This window comes from Acinetobacter sp. I-MWF (assembly GCF_025433935.1).
GTDB lineage: Bacteria > Pseudomonadota > Gammaproteobacteria > Pseudomonadales > Moraxellaceae > Acinetobacter > Acinetobacter guillouiae.
The window spans coordinates 2851267-2866699 of record NZ_JAMBAR010000001.1 but is presented as its reverse complement, the minus strand read 5'-3'; the positions used below and the strand labels follow the sequence as shown (position 1 = coordinate 2866699).

Sequence of the window (15433 nt, the reverse complement as noted above, 5' to 3'; positions counted from 1 at the left end):
AATATTCTGTTCTCGATTTGAGTGTAATCGAAAGGTATCGAATTGAAAAATGAAATCTATGACTCAGAAATCTTCTTGAAAATATGTGTTTTAAATATATAGCATTAGGCCGAATAACAATTGATTCATCGTAGACGTAAAACTATATGGATACTGATATTAATCAAGTCTACGCACAGACTTGAAATAAAAAAGGTGCTCCATTTTTAATGGAACACCTTTTTTGCTCATACATGCTATTTATAAAAGCACGTATTTATGCCTAAAGCAGATTATTGCGCTTGGATCGGATCTTCGCTTGGAGCGGCTTGACTCGGTTGCTCCATTGCAGGTTGTTCTGCTTGTGATGCATCATTTGTTGCTGGTGCATCGGCACTCGCTGGAGCAGATTGTTCTACAGCTGGGCGGTTTTCAATGGCTGGTTCAGGCGCTGCAGCAGCGGCAGTTGGGTTGCCACCTGCAGGTGCTGGGAAGCTAAATTGTAATTTACCATTTTCATTTGGTTCACATGTACCGTTAAAAGTTACACCTTTGTTGGCGTAGGTGACCCAGTCACCTTGTTTTTTCTTGGCACATACTTGAATTTGCTTTTTCACTTCGGCTTTGCTGGTGTTTTCATCAGCAGCATGGGCAAAACTAAATGCAACACAACTGAGTAAAGATGCTGTAATTACTTTAGACATGGTATTTTTCATCATGATATTCCTTATATATAAAGTCTCGAAAAAAATAATTTGTCCGTGTATTGTCTATCGTATCGTGAGTTTTTGATAAGTTAAATTCTATTTGTAGGGCAGTCATGAAACGAAGTGTCAATTTATGTTGCCTATGTATAAGAGATGTTTAATCGTTCATACGCATGATTGATGGAAATAATATTTGTAAAACTGCCTAAAACTAGAAGTAAAATTTTGCTATAATTTCCTGTCATTCTTTTATCTCTCATTTATCACTATGCATTATCCTAAAGTTTACGATGTCATTGTTATCGGTGGCGGTCACGCAGGTACGGAAGCGGCACTCGCTGCGGCGCGTATGGGTCGACAGACTCTGCTTTTGACTCATAACATTGAGACTTTAGGGCAGATGAGCTGTAACCCAGCCATTGGTGGTATTGGTAAATCTCACCTTGTTCGCGAAATTGATGCCTTAGGTGGTGCAATGGCATTGGCTGCGGATAAGGGCGGTATTCAATTTCGTATTTTGAACTCGCGTAAAGGCGCAGCTGTACGTGCAACTCGTGCACAAGCTGACCGTATCCGTTATAAAGCCGCGATTCGTCATACACTTGAAAATCAAGCCAATTTAGATGTTTTTCAACAATCTGCAGATGACTTAATTGTTGAAGGCGATACAGTTAAAGGTGTAGTGACCCAAATGGGTATTCGCTTTGATGCGAAAACTGTGGTGTTAACCACAGGTACATTCTTAGGTGGCGTGATTCACGTTGGCCTAAATAATTCGTCAGGTGGACGAGCAGGCGATCCACCATCAATTTCGTTAGCAGCTCGTTTACGTGAATTAAACCTGCCAGTAGGTCGTTTAAAAACTGGTACACCACCACGTATTGATGCGCGTTCTGTCGATTTTTCTGTGATGATTCCACAACCGGGTGATTTCCCATCACCAACCATGTCATTTATGGGGGATGCTTCGATGCATCCTGAGCAAGTAAATTGCTATATCACGCATACCAATGCGCGTACTCATGAGATTATTCGTGGTGGTTTAGACCGTTCGCCGATGTATACCGGGGTGATTGAAGGTGTAGGTCCACGTTATTGCCCATCGATTGAAGATAAAATTCATAAATTTGCAGATAAAGATTCGCATCAGGTATTTCTTGAGCCAGAAGGTTTGGATACACACGAGCTTTATCCAAACGGAATTTCAACATCTTTACCATTTGATGTGCAGTTTGAGTTGGTACGCTCAATCCGTGGTATGGAGAATGCACACATTCTTCGCCCAGGCTATGCAATTGAATATGATTATTTCAACCCGCAGTCTTTGAAATTCTCACTTGAAACCAAATCGATTAATAACTTGTATTTTGCAGGTCAAATTAACGGTACAACAGGTTATGAAGAAGCTGGTGCACAAGGTTTATTGGCGGGCTTAAATGCTGCCCGTCGTGCATGGGATCAAGAGCAATGGACCCCTAAACGTGATGAAGCGTATATGGGCGTTTTGGTCGATGATTTGATTACCTTAGGTACCAAAGAACCGTATCGTATGTTTACCTCTCGTGCGGAATATCGTTTGATGCTTCGTGAAGATAATGCTGATCAACGTTTAACAGCAATTGGCCGTGAAATGGGCTTGGTTGATGATGAACGTTGGGCTTCTTATTGTGAAAAAATGGAAGCAGTTGAAAAAGAAACAGGTCGTTTACAACACCTTTGGGCTGCACCGAACAATCCAATGGGTAAAAAATTCGTTGAATTGACAGGTGCTGATCTTTCTAAAGAATGTTCTGCAATCGATTTACTTAAACGCCCAAACATCAATTTTTCACAAATTGCTGAATTAACTGGTTCTGAAGTATCTGCATTTGTCGGTGAGCAGATTGAAATTGCTGTGAAATATGAAGGTTATATTAACCGTCAGCAAGAAGATGTTGCGCAAATGAAGCGTTTGGAAGATACCAAAATTCCAGCTGATTTTGATTATGATATCGTTTCAGGACTTTCTCGTGAAATCACCATGAAACTGAAAAATGTATTACCTGAAACATTGGCACAAGCCAGCCGTATTCCGGGTGTAACACCTGCTGCTGTTCAATTGGTGATGATTACAATTCGTAAAAATAACCAAGCGAGAAAATCAGCTTAAGATGTTGAATTGTAAAAAACCCGCTTTATGCGGGTTTTTTATTGTCTCTAGCTTGTCTTGTCTAGCTTATCTTTGTTAAGGCTCAATTTACGATTTATTTTTAAAGGCATATTTTAAATACACAGATCCACTCTAACTTTATAAAAATAACTCCTAAACAGAATTGATGAAAAACAAAGCAGTTTTAATTATTTTTCAGTTTGCAAAATCATCGCTATAGTCAATTTACATTCAAAAGAGAGGTGAACACCATGACAATGAAATCAATCCGCTACAATAGTGCTGAACTTGCGTGCTGTAACATTTGATGTTTAACATACTCCAATAAATCCCATGTCTTGTGGACATGTAAAAATGTGACATGGGTTTTATATCAGCGCAAAAACAATAAAATTTAAAAACAACAATCAAAACAATAAATCAAAGAGCCGAAAGGCTCTTTTTATTTTGATTATCTTGGCTTGGATGAAGCTGCTAGATTATTCAATTTCATGTACCGCATTAAACACTTCAACAGGCTCAATTCGGACTATCTTTTTACCAAAACTTCTTAACCACCATACCAATTGTGAGGTAAACGGGACTACAGCACTGACTTGATACAACTCTTCATTGAGTTGTTCAACTTTTTGCTCTTTACTGAGTTGGCTCTCCGTGAAGTATTGTGCATCATCTTCGTGCATGACTAATTTTAATTCAACATTTTCGGTCGGTCGAGAAAAATCGACTCTAAAGCCAAGCGCACCAGAATCGATATATTCATCAATATCAAATTTGACAGGGTGTAAAGCACGTAAATCTAAAACAGTTGCAGATTTAAAACGATGTAATGCAAAGGTTTGAACTTCTGTCTTGTCATGACGTGTACAAATCAAATAAATAATTGCACCTTTTTGAACCAAACCTAAAGGATTTAGAGTATAGGTTTTTTCTTCACCCTGATAACCACGTGCACGATAGACACATTCAATTTGTTTATCTTGTAGTAGTCCTTCATAAATGGCTTGCTGTGCATGTCTTTCCACCAGAGGTGGGATTACTGGTTGGCTTGCAGGCACAATTCGAACACGGTTAATCCATTGTCGAACATTGTTCTGCGTAGAAAGGCTACGCCGTGCCAAATCGAACCAAGGGTTCATTTCATCAATTAAACTCGGTGGAAGCAGGTGTTTTAAATGTTCTTCAACCATCATAAACGTGACTGCTTGCGAGCTGGTCATATGCGGCAGACTTTGAATCGGGGCATCTGAACGCCAACGCCAGCCTTGTGGTACGGTTTTGTTACTCTCGATAGGAAAGCGTTGAGCAATCTGATTTAGATCACGTTGAATCGTACGTAAACTGATTTCGATCCCTTCACGTTCTAAAACTTCTTGTAATTCACGTGTGCCCATCCACTTCCCGGTAGAGAGTCGGGACAGGATTTGCCATTGGCGATAGAGGCTATTGGAAGTTTCTTTTTCTTGTGCAGACATGGTTTGGTATCAATGGAATCGTGAATGTTTAAGGGAAATAAATCAGCTACACAATAGAAAATTAAAACTGATTCTGCAAGTTATATCCTGTGACTAGTCGCTTAGGTGTTGAAAATATTAGCTAAAAAATTTTGAAACAAGTTCGATCAAAACTCACATTGAGTGCAATAGCAAATAATGAATTAATAAAACTGAGCCAGAAAGATTTAATTGTACAGGTGAAGAATACAGGATATGGCGATTTAATAATATTTTGGCATTGATATTGCATTATTAAAGAAGCCATTAGAGAAGATAAAAAGAGGTTTGTATGCTAAAAGAAACCATAGATACAAATTCAAGCAATGAGAATTATGCAGATCGCTTCGCTTTGCCAATTGCTGAGGCAGAAGAAAAAACTGAAACGACGAATCAACAACAGATAGGAAATATTCAACAGGCCATTAATCTAAATATCGATGCACAACAAGCCTCACATCATTTACTTAAACAGATGAACTCGGTTTTTTTTAATGAAATGACGGATGATCAGGTTCTTTCGCCCGAAACTGCTGAAAAAATCGAAGATTGGTTATCTCAACACAGCATTTACCAACTTGAAAAACTCAATGAAACAGCCAAAGCGCATTTTTTATATCAAGGAATTACTTTTGCGGTTTATGGTGAAACATCGGGAATTGATCGCACCATACCATTTGATTTAATTCCGCGTGTGATTGCCAAGCAACAGTGGAACAAGATTGCAGCAGGCTGTACACAACGTATTCAAGCCTTAAACCTATTTTTAGCGGATATCTATAATCAACAAAATATTTTAAAAGAAGGTTTAATCCCAGCAGTACAAGTGCTTTCTCATGAAGCTTATCAACCAGTGATGATGAATCATCGCTTGAATGGAAATATTTACAGTCAAATCAGTGGAATTGATATTGTTCGGGACTGCAAAGGTGAGTTTTTTGTCTTAGAAGATAATCTACGTACGCCTTCAGGTGTGTCCTATATGCTTGAAAGTCGTAAGATGAGTCAAAAACTTATGCCTGAATTATGCAATCAACACGTTGCCAATATTGAGTTGTATCCACAATTGCTGCGTGATGTTTTGGCTGAAAATTCAAAAGTAGATTGCCCCACAATCGTGGTTTTAACACCTGGACGTTATAACAGCGCCTATTATGAACATTCATTTTTAGCAAGGGAAATGGGTGTGCCATTGGTGACATCACGTGATCTTTTTGTTGAAAACAACAAGGTTTATGTGAAAACTATCCGTGGGCGTCAACAGGTTGATGTAGTTTATAGGCGTTTGGATGATGGTTTTTTAGACCCATTAAGCTTTAGACCTGATAGCACTTTAGGTGTTGCAGGGCTAATGTCTGCTTATTTAAGTGGAAATGTGGTGATTGCTAATGCACCTGGTACAGGCGTTGCAGATGATAAGTCGATTTATCCCTATGTGGATCAAATGATTGCTTATTATTTAAATGAAAAACCAATTTTGTCCAATGTACCGACGTATCAATGCCGTGAAGCTGAAGCTTTGGATTATGTTTTGGCAAATCTGGATCAATTGGTGGTAAAAGAGGCTCAAGGTTCAGGTGGTTATGGGATGCTCATCGGTCCTAAAGCAACTGAACAAGAAATTGACCTATTTAAAATGAAGTTAATGGCTTCACCCTCTGCGTATATCGCTCAACCCACCTTAAATTTATCTGTTGCACCAACACTAACTTCCCAAGGAATTGCTGAACGTCATATTGATTTACGACCATTTATTCTCAGCTCACCAGAACGCATAGAAATTGTTCCAGGTGGCTTGACTCGTGTTGCGATGCAACAAGGTTCACTGGTGGTCAACTCATCACAAGGTGGTGGAATTAAGGATACATGGGTAATTGATGAATATTCAATTTAGCCCCACCTTCAAATAATCCCAGCCAAAGGAGAGCAAACATGATTTTACTCAGTACCAATGCACAGAATATATTTTGGTTAGGACGCTATTTAACCCGTATTCAATATTTGTGTAGTCAATTTCCATTTAAAACCAATGAATTGGCTTTAGACTATGCACATGCTTTTTGTTTACCCGCATTTGATGCAAGTTCTTTAAATGAATTGATTTTAGACAATGAGCAACCTGCATCATTTCATCAGCATTTTTTATGTGCCAAAAATAATATTCATGATTTACGTGGGGTGATTTCAGCACAGTCCTTTGCCGAATTAAATCAGTTATTACAACAGGCAGAGCAAAATGCTGGTTTTATTTGTGATGTTTGTGAAGAATGTAATGATGTTTTAGAGGCAGAGGATGATGAATTATTGTTTCTATTTTTTAGCTTAGGGCAAAAAATGGAACAATTTGATCGTCAATTACGTCTGAATCAAGATAAATCAGTGACTTTGACACAATTGAATCATTTGATTGATCGTTTAGATCAACATGGTATGTGTAGTTTGCCTGAAGTTTGGGAAGAACTAAAAAAACAACCAGACCGTATGAATTATTATCATTTTAGTGACCATATTGACTCATTATTTGAATTGGATCGCTTATGAAACTGATGATTAATCACCAAACGCATTACCAATATTCTGAATGGGCAAAAAATAGTATTCAGTATATCAAAATGACACCACAGTCTAATTTGCATCAACAGGTGACGGGTTGGCATGTCAGTGTTCCCGGTGAAAAACACATTAAAAAAGATGCTTTTGATAATGTTTGGTTGACCAGTTCGCAAATTGAGCCTTATCAACAAATGTCCATTATGGCGCAGGGGATTGTCGATATTAATGTAGACAATCAATTTGGTATCGAAGATCAGGTATCGCCTGTAGTTTTTTTACAGCCAACCACTGCAACCTTGTGCAATACAGAAATGATTGCTTTTGCTGAACAGTATATAACGCATAAGCGTTGGGCGAATTTCCAAAAATTAGCAGAAGCTTTGTTGCAACATATGCCTTATATCAGCGCAAGTACCACAGTAACACATACCGCAATGGAGTCTTTTTCAGCACGGCAAGGGGTATGTCAAGATCATAGTCATGTCTTGATTGCGATGGCGAAAGCATTGGGGGTACCAGCTCGCTACGTTTCTGGTTACTTATATGTAAATAATCAATCGCATTTGGCAAGTCATGCTTGGACAGAGATATTTTTAGACGGTAAATGGCATGTTATTGATGTCAGTAATCAATTATTCCGCCCAGAATCACATGTCTATGTGGCGATTGGACGCGACTATTGGGATGTTGCACCCGTTCGTGGAGTAAGAGAGCAAGGTGGCACTGAAACCATGTATTCTATTGTTCAAGTGCTTGCATGTTAATGGTGGCAATGGTAAATAGTGTGAATAATTCCAGAATGTGATTAATCTCAAATTTAGTTGTATAGGTAGTTTCATGACGTATTGCTGTGCTTTAAGACTCAAACAAGGTTTAGTATTTATTAGTGATACTCGAACCAATGCTGGAGTCGATCACATTTCTGTATATCGAAAACTTTATACGTTTGGGGTAAAAGGCGAACGCTTTATTTGTATTCAAACTTCTGGCAACCTTGCAACGACACAAGCGGTGATTGGGCATTTAGAAAATCATTTGGCACTTAAGCAAGAACCCAATTTGTATAGTGTGAATACGATGTTCGAGGTCGCAGGGTTGGTTGGACAAACCCTGCGCAAAGTCATTGCAGATGTCACTGAAGATACTCAAGAGCAAAGTAACTATTATTGTAGTTTGTTGGTAGGTGGCCAGATCAGTGGAGAGGAAATGCAGCTTTATAATATTTATCCGCAAGGTAATTTTATTTCTGCAACCAGTGATACACCTTATTTTCAAATTGGTGAAAGTAAATATGGTAAACCAATTTTAGATCGTGCCTTAAGTTATGATATGCCTTTAGATGAAGCGTTACGTTGTAGTTTAATTTCATTTGATTCGACTTTACGTTCAAATGTATCTGTTGGTATGCCATTAGATGCGATGATTTATCTTAAAGACAGCCTAGAGGTACCAAAAGGCAAGCGAATTAACGATAGTGATCCTTATTTTCAACACATCAGCAAACAATGGTCTGAAACTTTAAAGAAAGGTTTGCAAGATTTACCTAAACCGACCAATGATTATTTTGAATAGTACTCTATGTGCTTTTAAAGCGAGTTTAATCTCGCTTTTTTTATATTAAAAATTATAAAGAGGTCGCATAAATTCAATTCTATGTTTCTTTTATTCTAAAATTTATATCGAGACAATTGACTAGGTGGATCATGATTTACTTTGTGTTTTTAATGATAAATATATATTAAATCACTGTTTTAAATTAAAAAAATTAAAGAGCACGGTTGCTATGTATTTAGTTTAAAGCAATCCATATAAAAGAATAGATAAACAATTAAATAATAAAACGTTAAGGCTTGTATGATCGCAAATAATTGTTTATAAATAATGAAAGTTAAAAATAGAAGAATTACATGACTTTTCAATTATGCTATGCAAGTAAAACAACTTCACCCCATCATCAAATACTCAATGATTTAAGAGATATTTTAGGTGAAGCGAGAGATTTTAATATACTTCATCAAGTTCAAGGCGTTCTGTATTTTGCAGATGAGCATTTTTTTCAATGCCTAGAAGGTGAGGAAGTGATTATCTTACATGTATTGGAAAAACTACATAAAGATCCAAGACATCATCAGATCAAGCTGTTTAGAGCAGGCCATGTTGAGCAAGGGCATTTTTCACAGTGGTCTATGAAATACGTGAGACGAAATGGCAAAATTCAACAATACTTCGAGAGTAAGGGCTATAACCATTTTCGCCCATTAAGTTTAGATGAACAGGATATCCCGACATTACTTAAACTACTCTATGAGATTGAACAGCCAGAAGAATTTGTCTGAAATCTGAAAACTCTTAAAAAATCCAAGCGATGGCTTGGATTTTCATCTTGAATCGAGAACGCGTGTTTAAAGTTTTTTACGGATAGGGCGAGCACTCATACGACAGAGTAACTCATAACCTATCGTACCATTGGCAGCAGCCACATCATCAACCAAACGATCTTTGCCCCACAGTTCAACGACTGTACCTAGTGGTGCATCTAAGCCAGTGACATCAATTGCGATCATATCCATTGCGACACGACCAATGATCGCAGTCATTTGACCATTGATGCTGACATAGTTTTGTTGAGGAAAAGCACGCGGATAACCATCCCCATAACCTATTGAAACAATGGCGATATCCATTTCATTTTTGGAGACAAATGTAGAGCCATAGCCTACAGATTCACCTGCTTGAATATGATTGAGTGCGATGATTTCAGCGGTAAAGCTCATGACAGGTTTGATGTCTAGTTCAGCAACGCTTCGATCTGCAAAGGGAGACGCGCCGTAAAGCATGATACCTGGACGTACAAAATCAAAATTCAGTTCAGGCCATTTAAAAATAGCAGCAGAATTGCAGCATGAAGCTAAGATCGGTTCACAAGCAGCTTTTACCTGTAAGAATTGATCTTTCTGTTGTTCATTTAACGGGTGATGATCCGCATCCGCATTGGCAAAATGCATGGTCAGCACACAGGTAAAGCCTTCTGCTTTGAGTGATTGAATCACTTCAATAATTTCAGCCACCTTAAAACCCAATCGGTTCATACCGCTATTGAGTTTTACCCAGACTTTTAAACCTTTGTCGATATATTGTTTTTTATGTGCACGTAACCAAGCCAATTGTGGCTGATGATGTACAACGATTTCAAGGTTGTTTTCAAGAACACTAATCATTTCATCAGCGCTGAAAATACCTTCGATGAGAGTAATCGGTTGTTGATAGCCTAATGCTCGAATCTCTAAGGCTTCAGCAAGGCAGGCGACACCAAAGGCATCAGTCGCATTTAAGGCGGCTAAACAGTCCTTGACGCCATGTCCATATGCATTGGCTTTAACCATACTGACAATTTTAGCGCTTGGTGCAAGTTGTTTGACTCGGTTTAAATTATATTGCAGTGCTGCACTGTCAATATAAACTGTTGCTTGACGCACCCTAGTTACTCCTGAGGAATGGCAAAGATTGAATAATGCTAAATCGCATAAATAGAGATAAAAGCCTAACTTTAAAAAAAGTGCAGCTTTAAAACGCTAAATATTGTAGTCCTATCAGCTTTAAATAAACATAAACATTTGTGTTTTGAATGGTTTATTGATTTTGTATCGATAAAATTTTTGCTAAGCGCTTTGCACATAATTTGTAAAGATATTGCACTTTATTTTTTAAATAAAATCGTACATTTTATATTTAAATTTAAGGATTTATTTCGGAGGGTGTATGGGAACATGGTCACATGAACCATTTGGAAATGATACTGCAAGTGATTGGGCCTATGAGTTTGAAGAGCAAGATGGGCATGTTGTCATTGAACAAGCTTTTGATGAAATGATTGATATGGCAACCGAAGAGTTTATCGATGCCGATATTGGTTGTATTGCGCATGCTGCAGCAGATGTTTTAGCTAAATCATTTGGTGAAGGGATTGAAGAAAATGAATATTATCCTGAACCTGTAGAAAAATGGCTTGAACAAAATAAAAACAATGTCAATTATGCGCTTATTCCCAAAGCATTGACTGCATTATTATTATTGACCAGTGAAAACTCCGAATTGGATGAGCTTTGGCAAGATTCAGATGATTATGATGAATGGACTAAGAATATTGAAACATTGAGAGAGACTTTAAGTTCCAAGATTTGAAGATTAAAATCTCATCTCAACAGCAGTGTTAAATGATGCTAACTTTATTGATCAGCATTATTCTTCATCTTGATATTGCGCATAATACTCAGGCGATAGATTACTAAAGCGCGTGTATTGACCTTCAAAGGCTAAACGTACAGTCCCGATCGGGCCATTACGTTGTTTACCAATGATAATTTCAGCTGTGCCTGCTTCTTTCGACTCTTTGTTATAAACCTCATCACGGTAAATAAACATAATTAAATCGGCATCCTGCTCGATTGCACCTGATTCACGTAAGTCGGACATTACCGGACGTTTATTTGGGCGGTTTTCCAGAGAACGGTTAAGCTGTGACAGTGCAATAACAGGGCACATCATTTCCTTGGCAAGGGCTTTTAAGCTTCGTGAAATTTCACCAATCTCACCGACACGGTTATCACCCATGCCTGGCACTTTCATCAATTGTAGATAATCGATCATGATACAACCCAGCTTGCCACCATGTTGTTTGGCAATACGTCGTGCACGTGCTCGAAGTTCCGTTGGTGGCAGTGCAGATGAATCATCAATATAAAGATGTTTTTCTTGTAGCTGTAAAATGGTTCCTGTGACTTTAGACCATTCATCGCCATCAAGTTTACCTGAACGTAAATGCCCTTGATGGACTTTACCGTATGCTGAAATGAGACGCATGGCGATAGAGTCTGCTGGCATCTCCATAGAGAAAACCAGTGCTGGAAGATCACAGTTAAATAACACACTTTCTACAAGGTTCATGGCAAAGGTTGTTTTACCCATCGACGGACGTGCAGCAACAATGATCATATCACCAGCTTGCATACCAGAGGTTTTATTGTCTAACTCCATAAAACCTGTGGTTAAACCAGTGATATTGCCTTCCATTTGAGAAAGTTCATTTAACTTATCAAAAACGTCTGCTACAACTGAGGTAATGGCTTTTGGCCCTTGTGCTTTGGCATTGTTATTATGTTGTTCTGCAATAGAGAAAATATTGGTTTCAGCAAGATCAAGAATTTCACTCACTTCACGACCTTTGGTGTCATAAGCATTTTGCAGGATTTCATTGCCTACTTTAATCATGCTTCTTAAAGTTGAAAATTCTTTGATTTTGCCCGCATAGGTTTCTAGGTTATAGAAACTTGAAGGTGAATCGGACATTAATTGCATTAAATATTCTTCACCGCCAATTGCATCAAGCAAGTTTTGCTTAATCAGCCAATCGTTGACTAAAACTGCATCATATGGAGAGTTTTCTTGTGCCAGTTTTTCGATTGCACGGAAGATATATTTGTGGCGTGTTGCATAAAAATCAGTTTCATTCAAAGTATCACTGACTTGTTCAAAAGACTCAGCAACCGTCATCAATGCAGCCAGTACAGCTTGTTCAATTGCCAAGTTATGAGGAGGCGTACGAAACTCTTTTAACTGTGCATTGTCTTTGTTTTTTGCATCAGTGCTGAAGGGATTCTGTTGAGCTGTGGCAGTTGCCTGAGACATATAAAACCTTGATTTTTAAATCGTGCAAAAACATTATTTACGTAATGTACGTGTGTACTGAAGTACTCACTTATCTTAATGCAAAATACTAAAAGTATCTAACAGTAATACCGATAAGTAGGGGAATGAATCAACTAGAAACAATTTCAGCTGATCCGAGGTAAAATTTAAAGATAAAAAAAGAGCATACAAAAGTATGCTCTTTTTTTCTGCAAGAAATTACTCAGATACGATAGTAACGAGAACTTCAGCAGTAACATCATGATGCAATTGGATTGCGATGTTAAATTCGCCAGTGTGACGAAGTGCACCGTTCGGTAAACGAACTTCAGCACGGTCAACAACAAGACCAGCATTTGTTAACGCGTCAGCGATATCACGAGTACCGATTGAACCGAATAATTTACCTTCATCACCAGCTTTCGCAGTGATAACGATGTTTACTTCGTTCAATTGGTCAGCACGTGCTTGAGCAGCAGCTAAAACTTCAGCTTCACCTTTCTCAAGTTCTGCACGACGAGCTTCAAATGCAGCAGTATTCGCTTCAGTCGCTGCAACTGCTTTACCTTGAGGGATAAGGTAGTTACGGCCGTAACCAGCTTTAACTGAAACTTTATCGCCTAATTTACCAAGGTTTTTAATGCGTTGTAATAAAATAATATCCACGGCTCAACCTCACTTATGATTGTCAGTGTAAGGAATCAACGCTAAGTAGCGAGCTTGTTTAATAGCAAGCGCTAATTGACGTTGGTAACGAGCTTTAGTACCTGTAATACGGCTAGGAACAATCTTGCCGTTTTCAGTGATGTACTGTTTTAAAGTGTCGATATCTTTGTAGTCGATGTACGTAACGTTCTCAGCTGTAAAGCGGCAGAACTTGCGACGACGGTAAAAACGTGCCATTGATGTTCTCCTTATGCTTCAACAGAATCTTGAGCTTGTTGTGCTTCTTCACGTTGAGCTTTACGCGCACGTTTTTCTTCAGCACTCTTAGCGAGTAAAGATTCTTCAGTGATTGCGTTTTCACGACGGATAATCACGTTACGAAGGATTGCATCGTTATAACGGAACAATTCTTCTAATTCATTAAGCGTAGTTTGGTTACATTCAATGTTCATTAAAATGTAATGCGCTTTATGGATTTTGTTAATTGGGTAAGCCAATTGGCGACGGCCCCAATCTTCAAGACGGTGAATTTGACCTTCAGCATCTTTGATGTGAGAAATGTAGCGTTCTACCATTCCCACAACTTGATCGCTTTGGTCTGGGTGTACCAGAATTACGATTTCGTAGTGACGCATTGTCAGCTCCTTACGGTTTATACAGCCCCAACCTTAAAAAGATTGAAGCAAGGAGTCACAATCAGCATAAACTTTAAACAACAGTTTAAAAGCCAATAGATTGTGCCGCAAAAATTGCGAGCGCCTATTATAGGAAAGTTTGTGCGCAAACACAATTTAATATTCAAATATTTATTGGAATAACCACTAAAATTTTACACACTCGAGATTGAATTTCATCTTGTACCTATTTAGATTGAAAATGAATAAAAATATGGATCGCTAAAATGACAAACTACAGCGCTGAAAAACTTGAAACCATTGAATCTTATATTGAAAACCCTACACAGGACTTTTACTTTGATGTTTTTGATGGTCGTTATGATATTGTCATGGTGGTGGATTGGAGAGAAGAGGATGATGCAATTATTGGCTATTGTGAAAATATTTTAGAAACTGGACAATTGTCTGCTGAACTTGAAGATGCTGATAATCAACAAGATTTTAGCATCACAATTCATTATGGTGAAAAATCATTGTTGATTCCTTATCAAGGAGAAGGTGCTGATCGTGATACCACACTACGGGCACTCAATGAAATTTTACAACCTGAGTATGAAATCCGTTTCTGCAAAGCTTCTGATGGTTCAGACACATTAGAATTTATTCCACTTCCGAAAAAATTATGGCATCAACTGGATATGAAATATGCAGGAAAAATGGATACGTTATTTGCTCGGTTTGAGCATGATTCTGTTTTTTTTGGAAGTTAATTGGGTCACTCAATTAGACGTTAAATTGAATAAAAACGTGAATTTATTGATTAGATTAATTTATGATTTATTTTGTCGTAATAAAAACACCACAAAACCCTTAAAGTTTGGATCAGTATCAAATTTAAGTTGCTGATCCCATTTACCATGTTGTACCAAGCCAATTTTATAAGGCAGTTTCAATGTTGAAGCCTTGGTTAAATAAGTCTGATAATTTGGAATAGTCGTAGTGCCTTGATAGGTTTGAATCACCATTTCATCAATATTTTCTCTAAATAGCCTAAGTGTAACTGGATCACGCAGATTGGCCCAATCCATCAAACTGGTGATGCTGAGTTGATAATGCTGTGGTAACTGCTTTCTAAGCTGTTGTAGAAATAAGCCATACGCTTTTAAATTTTTAGTTGGTGCATCAAAGTCGATTTGAATACCTTGAATGTGATTGCCTGCGCTTTCCCACTGTCGGACGCGTTGTAAAATTTTTTCTATTTCAGCGCCTTGCCAATTTAGATGATGATTTCGAAAAACTAACCATACTTTCTGATGTGGAATTTTAACCACAGAAATGCCTTGTTGGATCAAGATAGATTGGTTGGAATTTTTCTCCAGCTTAACTTCACCTTGTAAAATATAGATTTCCTTAGCTTTACTTAAATAAGGCGCAGACTTGATATTTCCCCAAATCCAAAAGGCATCATAGTCATTTGCATTGACCTGATCTGAGGCTGTCGCGGATTGACTCGGTTGACATGCCATTAATCCTAAACAACATTGGATTGTCAGTAGAACCGAGAAAATCTGTTTAAGCATGAAT

16 protein-coding genes are annotated in these 15433 nt (G+C 38.0%); 8 read left to right on the top strand and 8 right to left on the bottom strand.

All coding sequences use genetic code 11. From position 1 onward, the window contains the following. Positions 1-272 precede the first annotated feature (272 nt). On the bottom strand, positions 273-695 hold the full coding sequence (locus M2R48_RS21575) for a hypothetical protein (protein WP_004719309.1): 423 nt from the start codon (positions 693-695) through the stop codon (positions 273-275). Between the two features lie 259 nt (positions 696-954). Between M2R48_RS21575 and mnmG the strand changes: the two genes are divergently transcribed. Continuing rightward, positions 955-2835, top strand: coding sequence for a tRNA uridine-5-carboxymethylaminomethyl(34) synthesis enzyme MnmG (gene mnmG / locus M2R48_RS13315; RefSeq protein ID WP_262086411.1), 1881 nt, complete (start codon positions 955-957; stop codon positions 2833-2835). Positions 2836-3314: 479 nt separating this feature from the next. On the opposite strand, the gene M2R48_RS13310 is transcribed toward mnmG, so the two are convergent. Beyond that, a complete protein-coding gene (locus M2R48_RS13310) occupies positions 3315-4310 on the bottom strand; it encodes a helix-turn-helix transcriptional regulator (protein WP_004719313.1) in 996 nt (331 codons plus the stop codon). A gap of 310 nt (positions 4311-4620) precedes the next feature. Here M2R48_RS13310 and M2R48_RS13305 point away from each other — a divergent pair, with 310 nt between their 5' ends. The 5 genes from M2R48_RS13305 to M2R48_RS13285 all read left to right on the top strand — a co-directional run bounded on the left by M2R48_RS13305 (position 4621) and on the right by M2R48_RS13285 (position 9217). Next, the gene (locus tag M2R48_RS13305) at positions 4621-6222 is read left to right on the top strand and encodes a circularly permuted type 2 ATP-grasp protein (protein ID WP_262086410.1); all 1602 of its coding nucleotides are present in this window, start codon (positions 4621-4623) and stop codon (positions 6220-6222) included. 38 nt (positions 6223-6260) lie between these two features. After that, positions 6261-6869, top strand: a complete 609-nt coding sequence (locus tag M2R48_RS13300) for an alpha-E domain-containing protein (RefSeq protein ID WP_262086409.1) — start codon at positions 6261-6263, stop codon at positions 6867-6869. Continuing rightward, positions 6866-7645 (top strand): transglutaminase domain-containing protein, encoded by a 780-nt coding sequence (locus M2R48_RS13295; RefSeq protein ID WP_096734428.1) that lies wholly within the window; start codon positions 6866-6868, stop codon positions 7643-7645. Before M2R48_RS13300 ends, M2R48_RS13295 begins: the two co-directional genes overlap by 4 nt. 73 nt (positions 7646-7718) lie before the next feature. Then, entirely contained in the window at positions 7719-8453 is a 735-nt protein-coding gene (locus tag M2R48_RS13290; RefSeq protein WP_004822453.1) for a proteasome-type protease, read from the top strand. A gap of 335 nt (positions 8454-8788) precedes the next feature. Continuing rightward, complete coding sequence (locus tag M2R48_RS13285) at positions 8789-9217, top strand: BLUF domain-containing protein (RefSeq protein ID WP_166782271.1); 429 nt, start codon at positions 8789-8791, stop codon at positions 9215-9217. Between the two features lie 66 nt (positions 9218-9283). Here M2R48_RS13285 and alr read toward each other — a convergent pair whose 3' ends face one another. Further along, on the bottom strand, positions 9284-10357 hold the full coding sequence (gene alr / locus M2R48_RS13280) for an alanine racemase (RefSeq protein WP_262086408.1): 1074 nt from the start codon (positions 10355-10357) through the stop codon (positions 9284-9286). 283 nt (positions 10358-10640) lie between these two features. Between alr and M2R48_RS13275 the strand changes: the two genes are divergently transcribed. Next, entirely contained in the window at positions 10641-11063 is a 423-nt protein-coding gene (locus M2R48_RS13275; RefSeq protein ID WP_004719330.1) for a DUF4259 domain-containing protein, read from the top strand. Between the two features lie 57 nt (positions 11064-11120). Here M2R48_RS13275 and dnaB read toward each other — a convergent pair whose 3' ends face one another. The 4 genes from dnaB to rpsF all read right to left on the bottom strand — a co-directional run bounded on the left by dnaB (position 11121) and on the right by rpsF (position 13867). Continuing rightward, positions 11121-12566 carry a replicative DNA helicase gene (gene dnaB / locus M2R48_RS13270; protein WP_004719332.1) on the bottom strand — a complete coding sequence of 482 codons (1446 nt, stop codon included), beginning with the start codon at positions 12564-12566 and terminating at the stop codon, positions 11121-11123. 219 nt (positions 12567-12785) lie between these two features. Beyond that, entirely contained in the window at positions 12786-13232 is a 447-nt protein-coding gene (gene rplI, locus M2R48_RS13265) for a 50S ribosomal protein L9 (RefSeq protein ID WP_004719333.1), read from the bottom strand. 9 nt (positions 13233-13241) lie between these two features. Beyond that, positions 13242-13469 (bottom strand): 30S ribosomal protein S18, encoded by a 228-nt coding sequence (rpsR, locus tag M2R48_RS13260; RefSeq protein WP_004719336.1) that lies wholly within the window; start codon positions 13467-13469, stop codon positions 13242-13244. Positions 13470-13480: 11 nt separating this feature from the next. After that, complete coding sequence (gene rpsF, locus M2R48_RS13255; protein ID WP_004719337.1) at positions 13481-13867, bottom strand: 30S ribosomal protein S6; 387 nt, start codon at positions 13865-13867, stop codon at positions 13481-13483. A gap of 266 nt (positions 13868-14133) precedes the next feature. Here rpsF and M2R48_RS13250 point away from each other — a divergent pair, with 266 nt between their 5' ends. After that, a complete protein-coding gene (locus tag M2R48_RS13250; RefSeq protein WP_262086407.1) occupies positions 14134-14619 on the top strand; it encodes a hypothetical protein in 486 nt (161 codons plus the stop codon). Positions 14620-14679: 60 nt separating this feature from the next. Here M2R48_RS13250 and M2R48_RS13245 read toward each other — a convergent pair whose 3' ends face one another. Next, entirely contained in the window at positions 14680-15429 is a 750-nt protein-coding gene (locus M2R48_RS13245) for a DUF3142 domain-containing protein (protein WP_262086406.1), read from the bottom strand. Positions 15430-15433: the final 4 nt, after the last annotated feature.